At 61.5% G+C, this 17985-nt stretch carries 4 protein-coding genes; 3 read left to right on the top strand and 1 reads right to left on the bottom strand.

The genetic code is table 11. The features are described from left to right. Positions 1–29 precede the first annotated feature (29 nt). A complete protein-coding gene (locus tag CGA22_RS13395) occupies positions 30–12662 on the bottom strand; it encodes a retention module-containing protein (RefSeq protein WP_188258614.1) in 12633 nt (4210 codons plus the stop codon). Between the two features lie 361 nt (positions 12663–13023). Here CGA22_RS13395 and CGA22_RS13390 point away from each other — a divergent pair, with 361 nt between their 5' ends. From CGA22_RS13390 to CGA22_RS13380, 3 genes are read left to right on the top strand one after another with little or no spacing between them, the layout of a single operon-like run. Further along, positions 13024–14373 (top strand): TolC family outer membrane protein, encoded by a 1350-nt coding sequence (locus CGA22_RS13390; RefSeq protein ID WP_041022773.1) that lies wholly within the window; start codon positions 13024–13026, stop codon positions 14371–14373. 37 nt (positions 14374–14410) lie between these two features. Beyond that, a complete protein-coding gene (locus tag CGA22_RS13385) occupies positions 14411–16567 on the top strand; it encodes a type I secretion system permease/ATPase (protein ID WP_188258613.1) in 2157 nt (718 codons plus the stop codon). Continuing rightward, on the top strand, positions 16557–17924 hold the full coding sequence (locus tag CGA22_RS13380; RefSeq protein WP_041021442.1) for an HlyD family type I secretion periplasmic adaptor subunit: 1368 nt from the start codon (positions 16557–16559) through the stop codon (positions 17922–17924). The genes CGA22_RS13385 and CGA22_RS13380 overlap by 11 nt, the downstream gene beginning before the upstream one ends. Positions 17925–17985 lie beyond the last annotated feature (61 nt).

Here is a 17985-nt window from a genome sequence, read left to right as displayed (position 1 = left end):
GCTCCCTCGCCACGGTTCGTGTGTCAGCTTCAGCTGTTGTTGTGATCGACCTTGATGGTCGGGTCACTGCCGGCGATCAACGTGTTCAGGTTGACGTTCGACCAGTTGTTGCCTTCCAGTTTGATCGTCACGTCCGGCGCGGCCGATGCACCGTTGGCCCCGTTGAACTGGCCGGTGGTGCTGACCTGCAACGACGACACGCCATCGACTGTGCTGATCTGCAGGAAGTGGTCGATGGTGCTGCCGGATTCGCCTTGCAACAGATCCCGCAGGTCGATCCGGTCGCCATCGGCAGCCTTGAAGTCCTTGATCACGTCGTTGCCGGTGTCACCGGCCTTCCAGACAAAGGTATCGCCGCCCAGGCCACCGATCAGCGTGTCATGACCCTGACCGCCGATCAGCGTGTCGTTGCCAGTACCGCCGAGCAGGATGTCATTGCCCTTGCCGCCGTTGAGCGAGTCGTTGCCGCCCTGGCCGAAGAGAATATCGTTGCCGCCGCCACCCAGCAGCGTGTCGTTGCCATCGTGGGCACCGGACACGTCGAACGCGGTGTAGTGCTCGGTGATGTACTGGTGCACGTTGCTGGTGGTGACTTTGCTGACATCCACGCCGCTCTGCTGGGCCACGAACGCCTGGATGGCCTGGTAGCCTTCGCCGGTGACGCCGTTGAAGCTCACCAGGTCGCCGAAGAGGATGTCGTTGCCTTCGCCACCGTTGACCGTGTCGGCACCCGGCAGGGTCGCTTCGGTGTGGCCGATGATCGAGTTGGCCAGGTTGCTTGGGTCGATGTTGGTCTGTGGTGTGCCATCCGAGTCGTACGGCTTGAGGTCGTTCAGGGTCACACCGTTGTTCAGCCCGATGGCTTCGACGTTGCTCAGGCCTTTGAGCAGGGTGAAGCTGGCGCTTGAGCCCGTCGCGGCCCAGGAGTCGGCGTAACCGGTGCCATCCACGTAGGAGAACTCGAAGGTGCCGTTGCCCTCGGCGTGCACCGTACCGACATAGTTGTCGTTCCAGTTCCTGCCGTTCTTGGTCGACAGGTACATGTCGCCGTTTTCGTAGATGGTGTATTTGTGCGTGCTATCGATCGTCTGGGTGTAGTACTTGCCAATGGAGTAGTTGGCCGCACTCAAGACGTCATCGAGCTTGACGTTGCCGTACAGTGTCGGGTTCGTCTGTTCGCCGGACTGGTAGAGCGTCGGCTGGCCGTCGGTGATGAAGTACGTCAGGTTCTTCGCGCCGGTATTGTTCAGGGCCTGGGTGCTGTTGAAGAAGTTCGCTGTGGTCTTGAACACGTCTTCGTAGTTGGTACCGCCGCCGGAGACCATCGAATCGATGACGCTCTTGAGCAGCGTCAGCGCGTTCGGGTCATTGAGGTTCACCGCAACGTTCTTGTTCACCTGGTTGTCGAAGTCCGCCAGGAAGATGTTCACGGTCCCGGAGTTGCTGCCCAGGCTCTGTTTGAGGGTATTGAATACCTGGGTCAACGAGTTCTTGGCTGCGGTAATGGACGACGAACTCATGCTGCCGGAGCTGTCGACCATGAATGCGATGTTGTAGTTGACGCCCGGCACGACGGTCAGCCCGCCAATGTCGGCAACCATGATGTCGTTGCCATCGGTGCCGGTGACGTTGTCACTGCCCGAGGTCGCGGTTATGGCGTTGTAGACCGCCGGGTACACGGTGACGGGGATGTGTGCGGTGGTCACCGCCGACCCGCCGAGGGCTTCCGTGGACGTGGAGGTTACGGTCAGGTCCAGGTGACCGTTGTAGTAGGCCGGCGGTGTCAGGGTCAGGCTGCCCAGGTTCCAGCCGCTGACCGTGGCTTCGCCGTTGTTGCCCACGGTCGCGGTGTGGCCCGCGCCGTCGGTCAGCACGCTGCCCTCCGGCATGCCGCCGATCTTCACGCTCAGCTTCTCGGAGCCGTCGGTGTCGGTCAACGCGGTGGTGATCTTCGACAGATGCACGCTGGTGCCTTCGGCGCCTTCGTTGAGCTTGTAGCCGTCGTAGTAGCCTTCGCCATTGGTGCCATGCAGGTCGGAGACGGTCACGCCGGCGTTGGTCAGATCGGTCACGCTGGTGTACAGCGGTACGCCCGCGCCGCTCAGGTCGACAGGCGTGCCGCCATTGACCGACAGGTTGACGTCATAGCTGCCCGGGCCGGTCTGGTTGTGGTGGTAGATGTCCAGGGTGTAGTAGCCGCTGGTGGTTGGCGTGAATGAGCCGTTCAACTTGCCGCCCGCGCCCCAGGTGATGGCTGCCACGTCCTTGCCGCCGACGGTGACCAGCAAACTGTCGTCGCCGGTGCCGCTGAAGGTGTAGGTCTTGCCCGCTTCGAGGTAGATCAGGCCCGATGTCTTCGACGCCGTGCCGGGGTTCACGTTGCTGTCGGACTGCACGTTGGTCACGGTGCTGCTGCTGTTCGGTGTGCCAGCGGCATCGATCACCGACTTGAGCGTGCCGGACGGCGCGCCGCTACCGTCGGTGCCCAGGCCCGACAGGCCGGTCCAGACTTCCTTGATCAGGCCGGTGGAGGTCACGTTGTTGCCGGCCACGCTCAGGCTCGGCGCATCCGCCACCGGGGTGATGTCGATCTTCACGGTGCCGGTGTTGCCCAGTGCCTGGCCGTCGGTTGGCTGGAACTGGATCTGTGCGTAATCGGACTTCTGATCACCCACGCCGGTCGGATTGCCGTTTGCGCCGGATTCGTTGGTGTCCGGTGTGAAGCGCAGCTTGCCGCCGTCGATGTCAGCCTTGGTGAAGGTCTGGTTGGTGGTCACGTCCTTCCAGGTCGTGCCGTCCAGGTACTGCAATTTGCCGTCGCCTGGCAGGCCGGTGATCTTCACGCCCTGGCTGGCGGCGGCACTGTCCACGTCGCTGACGCCAAAGGTCGACCAGCCGAGGACCAGCGAAGTGTCCTCGGTACCGGTCACCGCGCCACCGGTGGCAACCGGCGCATCGTTGACCCCGACCACGTTCACGGTGGTGGTGGCGGTGTTGGAGTAGTTGCTGCCATCCGTCACTGTCACGGTGATGATGCGCGGCACACTGCTCGGGTCGTCGCTGTTGTTGATGAAGGTGATGTTCTTGATCTGCTGCATGTAGTCGGCCAGTGTCGCGTTGCCCGACATCGTCAGCGTGACGGTACCGTTGGTGCTGTTGGCATTGATACTGATGCCGTTGACGCTGTTGCCCAGGTTCAGCGCATCGCCCGGCTGACGGTTGGTCAGCACGACGGTGGCGCCGGTCAGCATGGTGCTGTCCGGGTCGGTGATCTTCAGGTCGGTATCGCCAATCGACACGCCCGGGCCCGCGGTGCCTTCGGTGAAGGTGACCTGATAATCGGCTCCGGTCTTGCCGCTGGAATTGTTGGCGTCCAGGTCGAGCACCGGTGGCGCATCGTTGTCGATGATCGAGGTGCTGACGCTGCCATTGGTGTTGCTGATCGCCAGGTGCTCGAAGTTGCCACCGGTCGCGGAATCGATCTTGACCACGAAGTTTTCCGTGCCTTCGGTGATCTTGTCGTCCAGCGTCGCCACGTTGAAGGTCGCGCTGGTGGCGTTGGCCGGGATCTTGACGGTGTAGACGCCAGTGAAATCCGTGCCGTCGGCGGCGGTGCCGCTATAGACGAGCTTGAGGGTCACCTCGGTCTGCGCCGGGTTGGTCAGGCTGACGGTGTAGGTGGCGGCCTGGCCTTCGGTGACCGACGTGCTGCCACTGATGCTGACGGTGGTGTCATCGACCGTGTCGGTGACGGCGGTCACCGCTGGCGCGGTGCTCGGCACCAGGTGCTCGAAGTTGCCGCCGGTGGCGGACTGGATCGTCGCCTGGACATTGCCGGCATCCTGATAGACATCGTCCTTAGGTGCGTCGACGGTGACAGTACCGGTGGTCTTACCGGCATCGATATTAATGATCGCGCCGTTGCTCAAGGTCACGGTAACCGGTGTGCCGGCGGCATGGGTCAGGGTCGCGGTGTAGGTGATCTGACCACCCTCGGCAACCGTGCCGGTGGCGCTCAGGCTCAGGCCGGTGTCGTCCTGGACATCGGTGACCGCGGTATTGGCCGGCTTGCCGTCGATGTCGAGTTTTTCGTAGTTGCCGCCCTTGGCGTCGTCGATCTTGACGCTGAGGCTATTGCCGCCAGCGAGGGCATCATTCGGTGCGATGAAGTTCACCGAGCCGGAGCTCGCGCCGACCGGGATGGTGATGGTCTGGCCGTTCGACAGGGTGACAACCAGCGGAGCATCGGTCACCGGTGCGTTGACCGACGCGGTATAGACGACGGTGCCGCCTTCCGCGATGGTCGACGTGGCGCTCAGCGAAACGGTGCTGGTGTCGAGGGTGTCGGTCACGGTGGTGACGGCCGGGGCGGTGCTTGGCACCAAGTGTTCGAAATTGCCTCCGGTGGCGTGGTCGATGCTGACTTCGACTTTGCCGGCGTCTTTGTAGACGTCGTCTTTCGGCGCATCAACGGTGACGGTGCCGGTGGTCTTGCCGGCGTCGATGGTGATGACGGCGCCATTGCTCAAGGTCACGGTGACCGGCGTGCCGGCGGCATTGGTCAGGGTCGCGGTATAGGTGATCTGGCCACCCTCGGCAACGGTGTCGGTGGCGCTCAGGCTCAGGTCGGTGTCGTCCTGGACATCGGTGACCGCGGTGTTGGCCGGCTTGCCGTCGATGTCGAGTTTTTCGTAGTTGCCGCCCTTGGCGTCGTCGATCTTGACGCTGAGGTTGTTGCCGCCAGCGAGGGCGTCGTTTGGCGTGACGAAATTCACACTGGCGCTGCTCGCACCGACCGGGATGGTGATGGTCTGGCCGTTCGACAGGGTGACAACCAGCGGAGCATCTGTCACCGGCGCGTTGACGGACGCGGTGTAGACAACGGTGCCGCCTTCAGCGACGGTCGACGTAGCACTGAGCGAAACGGTGCTGGTGTCGATAGTGTCGGTGATTGTGGTGACCGCTGGCGTGGTGCTCGGCACCAGGTTTTCGAAATTGCCGCCGGTGGCACCGGTGATGGTGGTGCTGACCGTGCTGCCGTTGTTGTAAACGTCGTTGGCCGGGGTCTGGACGTTGATGGTCCCGGTGGTTTCGCCGGCGGCGATGGTAATCACCGAGCCGTTGCTCAGGGTCACGGTCACTGGCGTCTGAGCGGCGTTGGTCAAGGTCGCGGTGTAGGTGATCTGGCCACCTTCGGTGATGGTTTCGCTGGCGCTCAAGGTCAGGCCAGTGGTGTCCACCGAATCGGTGATCGTGGTGACTGCAGGCGTGGTGCTTGGCACCAGGTTCTCGAAGTTGCCGCCAGTGGCACCGGTGATGGTGGTGCTGACGGTGCTGCCGTTGTTGTAGACGTCGTTGGCCGGTGTATTCACCGCAACGGTGCCGGTGGTTTCGCCGGCAGCGATGGTGATCACCGAGCCATTGCTCAGGGTCACGGTCACTGGCGTCTGCGCCGCGTTGGTCAGCGTTGCGGTGTAGGTGATCTGTCCGCCTTCGGTAATGGTCTCGCTGGCGCTCAAGGTCAGGCCAGTGGTGTCCACCGAGTCGGTGATCGTGGTAACCGCAGGCGTGGTGCTTGGTACCAGATTTTCGAAGTTGCCGCCGGTGGCACCGGCGATGGTGGTGCTGACGGTGCTGCCGTTGTTGTAGACGTCGTTAGGCGATGTCTCGACGGCAATGGAACCGGTGGTTTCGCCAGCAGCGATATTAATCACCGAGCCGTTGCTCAAGGTGACGGTGACCGGAGTCTGCGCCGCGTTGCTCAGAGTGGCGGTATAAACAATCGAACCACCTTCGGTGATGGTCTCGCTGGCGCTCAAGGTCAGGCCAGTGGTGTCCACCGAATCGGTGATCGTGGTGACCGCTGGCGCGGTGCTCGGCACCAGGTTCTCGAAGTTGCCGCCGGTGGCACCGGTGATGGTAGTGCTGACGGTACTGCCGTTGTTGTAGACGTCGTTGGCCGGTGTATTCACCGCAACGGTGCCGGTGGTTTCGCCGGCAGCGATGGTAATCACCGAGCCGTTGCTCAGGGTCACGGTCACTGGCGTCTGCGCGGCATTGGTCAGGGTCGCGATGTAGGTGATCTGGCCGCCTTCGGTAATGGTTTCGCTAGCGCTCAGCGTCAGGCCAGTGGTGTCCACCGAGTCTGTGATCGTGGTGACCGCAGGCGTGGTGCTCGGCACCAGGTTCTCGAAGTTGCCACCGGTGGCGCCGGTAATGGTGGTGCTGACGGTGCTGCCGTTGTTGTAGACGTCGTTGGCCGGGGTCTGGACGTTGATGGTCCCGGTGGTTTCGCCGGCGGCGATGGTAATCACCGAGCCGTTGCTCAGGGTCACGGTCACTGGCGTCTGCGCGGCATTGGTCAGGGTCGCGGTGTAGGTGATCTGGCCACCTTCGGTAATGGTTTCGCTAGCGCTCAGCGTCAGGCCAGTGGTGTCCACCGAGTCTGTGATCGTGGTGACCGCAGGCGTGGTGCTTGGTACCAGATTTTCGAAGTTGCCGCCGGTGGCACCGGCGATGGTGGTGCTGACGGTGCTGCCGTTGTTGTAGACGTCGTTGGCCGGGGTCTGGACGTTGATGGTCCCGGTGGTTTCGCCGGCGGCGATAGTAATCACCGAACCGTTGCTCAGGGTCACGGTCACTGGCGTCTGCGCGGCATTGGTCAGGGTCGCGGTGTAGGTGATCTGGCCGCCTTCGGTGATCGTCTCGCTGGCGCTCAGCGTCAGGCCGGTGGTGTCCACCGAGTCTGTGATCGTGGTGACCGCAGGCGTGGTGCTCGGCATCAGGTTTTCGAAATTGCCGCCGGTGGCGCCGGTGATGGTGGTGCTGACGGTACTGCCGTTGTTGTAGACGTCGTTGGCCGGGGTCTGGACGTTGATGGTCCCGGTGGTTTCGCCGGCGGCGATGGTAATCACCGAGCCATTGCTCAGGGTCACGGTCACTGGCGTCTGCGCCGCGTTGGTCAGCGTCGCGGTATAGGTGATTTGGCCACCTTCGGTGATCGTCTCGCTGGCGCTCAGCGTCAGACCGGTAGTGTCCACCGAATCAGTGATCGTGGTAACCGCAGGCGTGGTGCTTGGTACCAGGTTTTCGAAGTTGCCGCCGGTGGCACCGGCGATGGTGGTGCTGACGGTGCTGCTGTTGTTGTAGACGTCGTTGGCCGGGGTCTGAACATTGACCGTGCCGGTGGTTTCGCCCGCAGCGATGGTGATGACGGAGCCATTGCTCAGGGTCACGGTCACTGGCGTTTGAGCAGCGTTGGTCAGCGTCGCGGTGTAAACAATCGAACCACCTTCGGTGATGCTCTCGCTGGCACTCAGCGTCAGGCCGGTCGTGTCCACCGAGTCGGTAATAGTGGTGACGGCAGGCGTGGTGCTTGGTACCAGGTTTTCGAAATTGCCGCCGGTTGCACTGGTGATGGTGGTGCTGACAGTGCTGCCGTTGTTGTAGACGTCGTTGGTCGGGGTGTCGACGGCAACGGTGCCGGTGGTTTCGCCAGCAGCAATCGTGATGACGGAGCCATTGCTCAGGGTGACGGTCACCGGAGTCTGAGCGGCGTTGGTCAAGGTCGCGGTGTAGGTGATCTGGCCGCCTTCGGTAATGGTTTCGCTGGCACTCAGGGTCAGGCCAGTCGTATCCACCGAATCGGTGATCGTGGTAACCGCAGGCGTGGTGCTCGGCACCAGGTTTTCGAAGTTGCCACCGGTGGCACCGGCAATGGTGGTGCTGACGGTACTGCCGTTGTTGTAGACGTCGTTGGCTGGTGTATTCACCGCGACGGTGCCAGTGGTTTCGCCGGCCGCGATGTTGATGACGGAGCCATTGCTCAGTGTCACGGTCACCGGCGTTTGAGCAGCGTTGGTCAGCGTCGCGGTGTAAACAATCGAACCACCTTCGGTGATGCTCTCGCTGGCACTCAAAGTCAGGCCGGTGGTGTCCACCGAGTCAGTGATCGTGGTGACGGCAGGCGTGGTGCTTGGTACCAGGTTTTCGAAATTGCCGCCGGTGGCGCCGGTGATGGTGGTGCTGACGGTGCTGCCGTTGTTATAGACGTCGTTGGCCGGTGTATTCACCGCAACGGTGCCAGTGGTTTCGCCGGCAGCGATGGTGATCACCGAGCCATTGCTCAGGGTGACGGTCACCGGCGTTTGCGCGGCGTTGGTCAGGGTCGCGGTGTAGGTGATCTGACCGCCTTCGGTGATGGTTTCGCTGGCGCTCAGCGTCAGGCCAGTCGTATCCACCGAATCGATGATCGTGGTAACCGCAGGCGTGGTGCTCGGCACCAGGTTCTCGAAGTTGCCACCGGTGGCGCCGGTAATGGTGGTGCTGACGGTGCTGCCGTTGTTATAGACGTCGTTGGCTGGCGTATTGACCGCGACGGTACCGGTGGTTTCGCCAGCCGCAATCGTGATGACCGAGCCATTGCTCAGGGTCACGGTCACTGGCGTCTGCGCGGCGTTGGTCAGGGTCGCGGTATAAACAATCGAACCGCCTTCGGTAATGGTCTCGCTGGCGCTCAGAGTCAAGCCAGTGTTGTCCACCGAATCGGTGATCGTGGTAACGGCTGGTGTGGTGCTTGGCACCAGGTTTTCAAAATTGCCGCCGGTGGCGCCGGTGATGGTGGTGCTGACCGTGCTGCCGTTGTTGTAGACATCGTTGGCCGGTGTATTCACCGCTACGGTGCCAGTGGTTTCGCCGGCAGCGATGGTAATCACCGAGCCATTGCTCAGGGTGACGGTCACTGGCGTCTGCGCGGCATTGGTCAGGGTCGCGGTGTAGGTGATCTGACCGCCTTCGGTGATGGTTTCGCTGGCGCTCAAGGTCAGGCCAGTGGTGTCTACCGAGTCGGTTATGGTGGTCACGGCCGGTGTGGTGTCTGGCACCAGATTCTCGAAGTTGCCACCGGTTGCACCGGTGATGGTGGTGCTGATGGTGCTGCCGTTGTTGTAGACGTCGTTGGGCGATGTTTCGACGGCAAGGGTACCGGTGGTTTCGCCCGCAGCGATGGTAATGACCGAGCCATTGCTCAGGGTCACGGTCACAGGCGTCTGAGCGGCGTTAGTCAGCGTCGCGGTATAAACAATCGAACCACCTTCAGTGATGGTTTCGCTGGCGCTCAGAGTCAAGCCAGTGTTGTCCACCGAATCGGTGATCGTGGTAACGGCTGGTGTGGTGCTTGGCACCAGGTTTTCAAAATTGCCGCCGGTGGCGCCGGTGATGGTGGTGCTGACGGTGCTGCCGTTGTTATAGACGTCATTGGCAGGCGTATTGACCGCGATGGTACCGGTGGTTTCGCCGGCAGCGATGGTAATCACCGAGCCATTGCTCAAAGTGACGGTCACCGGTGTTTGAGCGGCATTGGTCAAGGTAGCGGTGTAGGTGATCTGACCACCTTCAGTGATGGTTTCGCTGGCGCTCAGGGTCAGGCCAGTCGTATCCACCGAATCAGTGATCGTGGTGACGGCAGGCGTGGTGCTCGGCACCAGGTTTTCGAAGTTGCCGCCGGTGGCACCGGTGATGGTGGTGCTAACGGTGCTGCCGTTGTTGTAAACGTCATTCGCAGGTGTATTCACCGCAACGGTGCCAGTGGTCTCGCCGGCCGCGATGGTGATCACCGAGCCGTTGCTCAATGTGACGGTCACCGGTGTTTGAGCGGCATTGGTCAAGGTAGCGGTGTAGGTGATCTGTCCGCCTTCGGTAATGGTCTCGCTGGCGCTCAAGGTCAGGCCAGTGGTGTCTACCGAATCGGTAATGGTGGTGATGGCAGGCGTGGTGCTCGGCACCAGGTTTTCGAAATTGCCACCGGTGGCACCGGTGATGGTGGTACTGACGGTGCTGCCGTTGTTGTAGACGTCGTTGGTCGGTGTATTCACCGCAACGGTGCCGGTGGTTTCGCCGGCAGCGATGGTGATCACCGAGCCATTGCTCAGGGTCACGGTCACTGGCGTCTGCGCCGCGTTGGTTAGCGTTGCGGTGTAGGTGATCTGTCCGCCTTCGGTAATGGTCTCGCTGGCGCTCAAGGTCAGGCCAGTGGTGTCCACCGAATCAGTGATCGTGGTAACCGCAGGCGTGGTGCTTGGTACCAGATTTTCGAAGTTGCCACCGGTGGCACCGGCGATGGTGGCGCTGACGGTGCTGCCGTTGTTGTAGACGTCGTTGGGCGATGTCTCGACGGCAATAGAACCGGTGGTTTCGCCCGCAGCGATGGTGATGACGGAGCCGTTGCTCAGCGTCACGGTCACCGGGGTCTGCGCTGCGTTGGTCAGCGTGGCGGTGTAAACAATCGAACCACCTTCGGTGATGCTCTCGCTGGCACTCAGCGTCAGGCCAGTCGTATCCACCGAGTCGGTAATGGTGGTGACGGCAGGCGTGGTGCTTGGTACCAGGTTTTCGAAATTGCCGCCGGTGGCACCGGTGATGGTGGTGCTGACGGTGCTGCTGTTGTTGTAGACGTCGTTGGCCGGGGTCTGAACATTGACCGTGCCGGTGGTTTCGCCCGCAGCGATGGTGATGACGGAGCCGTTGCTCAGGGTGACGGTCACCGGAGTCTGCGCCGCGTTGGTCAAGGTCGCGGTGTAGGTGATCTGGCCGCCTTCAGTGATGGTCTCGCTGGCGCTCAAGGTCAGGTCAGTGCTATCCACCGAGTCAGTGATCGTGGTGACCGCTGGCGTGGTGCTTGGTACCAGGTTTTCGAAATTGCCACCGGTGGCACCGGTGATGGTGGTGCTGACCGTGCTGCTGTTGTTGTAGACGTCATTCGCAGGGGTATTCACCGCGACGGTGCCGGTGGTTTCGCCGGCCGCGATGGTGATGACGGAGCCGTTGCTCAGGGTCACGGTCACTGGCGTCTGCGCCGCGTTGGTCAGCGTTGCGGTGTAAACAATCGAACCACCTTCAGTGATGGTTTCGCTGGCACTCAGCGTCAGGCCGGTGGTGTCCACCGAATCAGTAATGGTGGTGACGGCAGGCGTGGTGCTCGGTACCAGGTTTTCAAAATTGCCGCCGGTGGCACCGGTGATGGTGGTGCTGACGGTGCTGCCGTTGTTATAGACGTCGTTGGCTGGCGTATTGATCGCGACGGTACCGGTGGTTTCGCCGGCCGCAATCGTGATGACGGAGCCATTGCTCAACGTCACGGTCACTGGAGTTTGCGCGGCGTTGGTCAGCGTGGCGGTGTAGGTGATCTGGCCGCCTTCAGTGACGCTTTCGCTAGCACTCAGGGTCAAGCCAGTGGTGTCTACCGAATCAGTGATCGTGGTGACCGCAGGCGTGGTGCTCGGCACCAGGTTTTCGAAATTGCCGCCGGTGGCACCGGTGATTGTGGTGCTGACGGTGCTGCCGTTGTTGTAGACGTCGTTGGCTGGCGTCTCGACATTGACGGTACCCGTAGTCTGACCGGCAGCGATGCTGATAACCGAGCCATTGCTCAAGGTTACAGTGACTGGGGTCTGGGCCGGATTGGTCAGCGTGGCGGTGTAGGTGATCTGGCCGCCTTCGGTGATGTTGTTGGTGGCGCTCAGGGTCAGGCCAGTAGTGTCTACCGAATCAGTGATCGTGGTGACCGCAGGTGTGGTGCTTGGTACCAGGTTTTCGAAATTGCCGCCGGTTGCACCGGTGATGGTGGTGCTGACGGTGCTGCCATTGTTGTAGACGTCGTTGGTCGGGGTGTCGACGGCAACGGTGCCGGTGGTCTGGCCCGCCGCGATGGTGATGACCGAGCCATTGCTCAAGGTCACGGTCACTGGGGTCTGTGCCGGGTTGGTCAATGTCGCGGTGTAGGTGATCTGCCCCCCTTCAGTCACCGTCTCGCCTGCGGTCAGGGTGACATTGGTGGTGTCGATGGTGTCGGTAATCTGGGTCACGGCTGGCGTGGTGGGCAGGGTCACGGCGATGCCGCTGCCACCGGTGGTGCCGGTCACGGTCACGCTGATCTGGCTTGGGTCGTTGTAGACGGTGTCGTTCGGCGCCAGCGGGACGTTGACGCTGCCGGTGGTTTGTCCGGCGGAAATCACGATCACCGAGCCATTGGACAGCGTTACCGTCAGGTCGGTCAGGGGCGCCTGAGTAACGGTCGCAGTATAGACCAGCACGCCACCGGCCTCGGTCAGGGTCGGGGTGGCGCTCAGCGTCAACGTTGAATTGATCAGGGTGTTGGCGGTGGCATTGGCGTTGGCATTGGTGGCCAGGCCGGTGATGTTGTTATTAGCGGCGTTGGTCGCGCCCAGGCCTTCAGTCGGGAAACCGACAGTCGGGTCGACGCTGCCGGCCGTGGCATCCAGCACGACAACGCTGTGGCCGCCACCGGCGGAACCACCGGTACTCGTCTCGCCAGCTCCGGCGGCGGTGGCTTCGAGGGCTGTGGTCGGGTCGACACCGGCTGCGATGGCCTGCTGCAGTTCTTCTACCGATGGCGCGGCCTGGGCAGTGGCCTGCGCGAGGTCAGTGGAAGAGTCCGGGGCGTTGGCGCTCCACTGGGTGTCTCGGCCCAGGTCGAGGGTGCGGCCATCGGCCAGGTCCAAGGTAACGGAGCCGGCAGGGCCGGTGTCCAACTGATCGCCCGTAAACAGGCGATCCCCTTCAATGAGTACGCGCCGGATACCCTCCGGGGATACGGCGAAAACCTGACCGACAATACTTTTGACGACGGCAATAACGCTGCTCATTGATGACTCTCCGGATGCCACGTTCAGTAAACTTCCATGGGCCCGCGAGCTGTGTACAGCAGCGGTCTGGACGTTTTGGCTTTACTTAGTAGGGTTATTTTTGACGCTGCAATGTGTCAATATATTGGCTGTTATTTCCATCATTTTTTGTTTTCGCCAAACTATTGACCTTATCTCGGGCATCCTAAACAATTGTGTCGGTCATGTCACATTGATATTTAAGCGGCGACCTGTTCTTTCGGTGCAAGTTTCAGTACCTGTTTCGAACTTTCCGACATACGGTAATTCCGGTTGCCATCATCCGATGCAGCGCCTCGCTTCGCTGTGATCCAAGACACGCGTTTCAGGAAGAAAAAACACCATGCGTTCGCAATTGTTCATGGCTTTACCCTTTGCTCTTGCCGCCAGCTTCGTACAAGCACAAACCTTGCCGCAGGCGATGCAACAGGCGCTGGACGTACACCCTGAAATCCAGGCCGGAGTGAACAGTCGCCTGGCGGCGGATTATCAACTCAAGGCGGCGAAGGGCGGTTATCTGCCTCGGGTAGATGTGGCAGCCGGCTATGGTCGCGAAGGCACCGACAGCGTCACCACCCGGTCGGGTAATAACAATCATTGGGAAACCCTGAATCGCGGCGAGTCGAGCCTGCGTGTGACCCAAATGGTTTTTGACGGTTTTGCGACGTCCAGCGAAGTGGGGCGTCAACAAGCCACCGTTAATGCCCGCGCTTATTCACTGCTCGATACTTCCGAGCGCACCGGCCTGACCGTGGCCCAGGTTTATCTGGATGTACTGACCCGGCGTGAGTTCGTGCGCCTGGCCGAAGAGAACCTCAAGAGCCACGAGCGTATCTTCGATCAGATCAAATTGCGCACCGAGCGCGGCGTGGGCAACCGTGCCGACCACGATCAGGCCGAAGCACGCGTGGCCCAGGCCCGCAACAACCTGATCACCGAGCAGACCAATCTGGCCGACGCCGAGACCAACTACCTCAGTGCCGTGGGCCAGTTGCCCGACCAACTGGAGCGCCCCGCCGATTTTATGGCGCTGCTGCCGGCCAACCTGACGGAAGCTCGTGCCCAGATGCTGGAAAACAGCCCGGTACTGCGTTCGGCCGAGGCGGACATCGTTGCCACCGAGAAACAGTACGAAGCTGCCAAGTCGAGTTTCTACCCACGCTTCGACGCCGAGCTGGGCCGCACCGCTGACAACGACCTGGACGGCCAGGACGGTCACAACAATGAATGGCAGGCCATGCTGCGCATGCGTTTCAACCTGTATGCCGGCGGCAGCAACAAGGCGGATCTGGAGTCCAAGTCCTACCTGTCCAACCAGGCCCTGGACATCCGTAACAATGCCTTGCGCCAATTGACTGAAGAACTGGGTTTGGCCTGGAACGCCCTCAACAACGCCAATGCCCAGGTACCGATTGCCCAGCAATACGTGGACCGCAGTGCCAGCGTGCGTAACGCCTACCAGAAGCAGTTCAGCCTCGGCGAGCGCACCCTGCTCGACTTGCTCGACAGCGAAAACGAGCTGTTCAGTGCCTCCCGGCGGTTGGCGGAAATCAAGAATGTGCAGCTGTTCACCCAATACCGGATCAAGGCAACCATGGGCGAATTGCTCAAAAGTCAGGGGGTCGTCGCGCCGTTGGCATCCGTTGTGCAGAATGACGTGAAACCCAAGGTCCAGTTACCTGGGATGAATTGATTCATCCATCCAGTTTGATCAGTAAAGAGTGCAGAGCGTGGAATCAGAAGTCAGTCGAGTCGAACTAGTCCATGATCCGCGCACGCTGCACGACGACCCGTTGCTGGACGGGTTGCTGGCGCTCTGCATGCTGCATCAGAAACCGGCCAGTGCGGCGATGCTCACCACCGGCCTGCCGCTGCCCAAGCAGCGGTTGAGCGTCGAATTATTGTCGCGCGCGGCGGCCCGGGCCGGTTTACAGGGCCGGGTGCTGCAACGCCGGCTCGAGCAGATCCCGACCATTGCCATGCCGGCCCTGTTGCTGCTCAAGGACGGTCGCAGTGCGGTGTTGCTGGGCTGGGTCGGCGACGACCAGGCGCGGCTGCTGCTCAGCGAAAGCGACGGCGGAGAAGTGACGGTCAGTCGTGAACTGCTGGCCGACGACTACAGCGGCAAGGTTTTCTTTGCCCAACCCCAGCACAAATTCGATGTGAACCACGGCACGCTCATTCCCCGGGCGCGCTCCTGGTTTCGCGACACCCTCAAGCGTTCTCGCTGGTTGTACGCCGATGCAATTGCCGCCAGCCTGCTGATCAACATCATCGCCATGGCCGCGCCGCTGTTCGTGATGAACGTCTACGACCGAGTCGTGCCGAACCAGGCCGAGTCGACCCTTTGGGTGTTGGCCATCGGCATCACCGGTGCCTACCTGTTCGATCTGATCCTGAAGATGTTGCGCAGCCTGTGCCTGGACCTGGCGGGCAAGAAAACCGACCTGATCATTTCCGCCACGCTGTTCGAGCGTATCGTTGGCATGGCGATGAAGTACCGTCCGGCGCGGGTCGGCAGCTTTGCCCAGAACATCCATGAGTTCCAGAGCCTGCGAGACTTCCTCGCCTCGCTGACCCTGACCAGTTTGATCGACTTGCCGTTCACCCTGCTGATCTTCATGGTCATCGCGATTATTGGCGGACACCTGGTGTGGATTCCGGTGCTGGCGTTCCCGATTGCGCTGTTGATCGGCTATGCATTGCAAAAGCCCCTGGTAGCGACCATGGAGCGAACCATGGCCCTGGGTGCCGAGCGCCAGTCGAGCCTGATCGAGACCCTGGCCGGCCTGGATGCGGTGAAGGTCAATAACGCCGAGAGCGAGCGTCAATATCAGTGGGAACAGACCATCGGCACCCTCAGCCGTCTCGAGCTGCGGGTAAAAATGCTGTCCGGGTTGGCGATGAACATTACCTTGCTGATCCAGCAGTTGGCTGGCGTGATCATGATCGTCTTCGGTGTCTACATGATCATCGCCGGTAATTTGAGTATGGGGGGGCTGGTTGCCTGCTACATGCTCAGTGGTCGTGCCCTCAGCCCGTTGGCGTCGCTGTCGGGCCTGCTGACCCGCTACCAGCAGGCGCGGGTGACCATGACGTCCGTCGACCAGATGATGGAGTTGCCCCAGGAGCGCAATTTCGAAGAGCGCCCGCTGAGCCGCAAGGTCCTGCAGGGCGCCATCGAATGCCGGCAGTTGAGCTTCACTTATCCGAACCAGCAGAACGCCGCGCTGAAGAACATCAACCTGGTGATCAAGCCCGGTGAGAAAATCGGCATCATCGGCCGCAGCGGTTCGGGCAAAAGCTCCCTGGCCAAGCTGCTGGTGGGCCTCTACCAGCCGGACGATGGTGCCTTGCTGGTGGACGGCGTGGACATTCGCCAGATCGATGTCAGCGAGTTGCGCTACAACATCGGCTACGTCCCCCAGGACATCCAACTGCTGGCCGGCACCCTGCGGGACAACCTGACCTCGGGCGCCCGCTATGTCGAAGACGAGCTGGTGCTCCAGGCCGCCGAATTGGCGGGCGTGCATGAGTTCGCGCGTCTGCATCCCCAGGGCTATGAGTTGCAGGTCGGCGAGCGCGGACAGAACCTGTCCGGCGGCCAGCGCCAGAACGTTGCCCTGGCCCGTGCGCTGCTGCTCAACCCTCCGATCCTGCTGCTGGACGAGCCCACCAGCGCCATGGACAACACCGGTGAGGAGCGCCTGAAGCAGCGCCTGGCTGCCGTGGTGGAAAACAAGACCGTGCTGTTGGTGACGCACCGGGCATCCTTGCTGTCGCTGGTGGATCGCCTGTTGGTGATCGACCGTGGACAGATCCTGGCCGACGGCCCGAAAGCTGCCGTGATGGAAGCGTTGAAGAAGGGGCAGATCAGTGTTGCTTAAGTCGGGTTTCAAGGATTCCGTGGGCCGCTATTTCAAAGGCTCCGCTTCGTTGCACGGCCAGCCGCTGCCGGAGGTCAACAAGGCCCTGATCGAAGACGCCCCGCGCGTGGTGCGCCTGACGATCTGGGGCATCATCGCGTTCTTCGTGTTCCTGGTGCTGTGGGCTAACTTCGCCGTGGTCGACGAAGTGACCAAGGGCGACGGCAAGGCGATTCCGTCCTCCAAGATCCAGAAGATCCAGAACCTGGAAGGCGGCATTGTCGCGGAGCTGTTCGTCAAGGAAGGGCAGATCGTCGAGGCTGGTGCGCCTTTGATTCGCCTGGACGACACACGGTTTGTCTCGAATGTGGGCGAAACCGAGGCGGATCGCCTGTCCATGCTGTTGCGGGTCGAACGATTGAGTGCCGAGGTCGACGACCGACCGCTGAACTTCCCGACCGATGTACTCAAGGCAGTGCCGGGTCAGGCCGCCAGTGAAGAGTCGCTGTACATCAGTCGTCGTCAGCAGTTGCATGATGAAATCGGCGGGTTGCAGGAGCAACTGGTGCAGCGCCAGCAGGAGTTGCGCGAGTTCATTTCGAAGCAGGCGCAATACCGTTCCGGCCTGGCGTTGCAACGCCAGGAAATCAACATGTCCGAACCATTGGTGGCTCAAGGCGCGGTGTCGCCGGTGGAAGTGCTGCGGCTCAAGCGCGCTGAAGTCGAGACCCGCGGACAACTGGATGCCACGACCCTGGCGATTCCTCGCGCCGAATCGGCGATCAAGGAAGTGCAACGCAAGATCGACGAGACCCGCGGCAAATTCCGCAGCGAAGCGCTGACCCAGCTCAACGAGGCGCGCACCGACCTGAACAAGGCCCAGGCGACCGGCAAGGCCCTGGAGGACCGCGTAAGCCGCACCCTGGTGACGTCGCCCGTGCGGGGTATCGTCAACAAAATGCTGGTGAACACCATCGGTGGCGTGATCCAGCCTGGCAGTGACCTGGTGGAGATCGTGCCGCTGGACGATACCATCCTGGTGGAAGCGAAAATCCGTCCCCAGGACATCGCCTTCCTGCACCCTGGTCAGGACGCCACGGTGAAGTTCACCGCGTATGACTACACCATCTACGGTGGGCTGAAGGCCAAGCTGGAACAGATCGGTGCCGACACCATCACCGACGAGGACAAGAAAACCACCTACTACATCATCAAGCTGCGCACCGAGCGCAGCCACCTGGGCACCGATGACAAACCGCTGCTGATCATCCCGGGCATGGTGGCCTCGGTGGACATCATCACCGGCAAGAAAACCGTGCTCAGCTACCTGCTCAAGCCCATCATCAAGGCCCGGGCCGAGGCGTTGCACGAGCGGTAGAGACGAGCAATTGAGGCCGTCCAGTCCCCTCGCCACAGGGGCGATGAAAACTCCAAGCCAT

Origin of the sequence: Pseudomonas sp. PSB18, assembly GCF_014596565.1 — a bacterium.
In the GTDB taxonomy this organism is placed as follows: Bacteria; Pseudomonadota; Gammaproteobacteria; order Pseudomonadales; family Pseudomonadaceae; genus Aquipseudomonas.
Note: the sequence above shows the minus strand (reverse complement) of the source record. Positions and strands in the feature narration are given on the sequence as shown.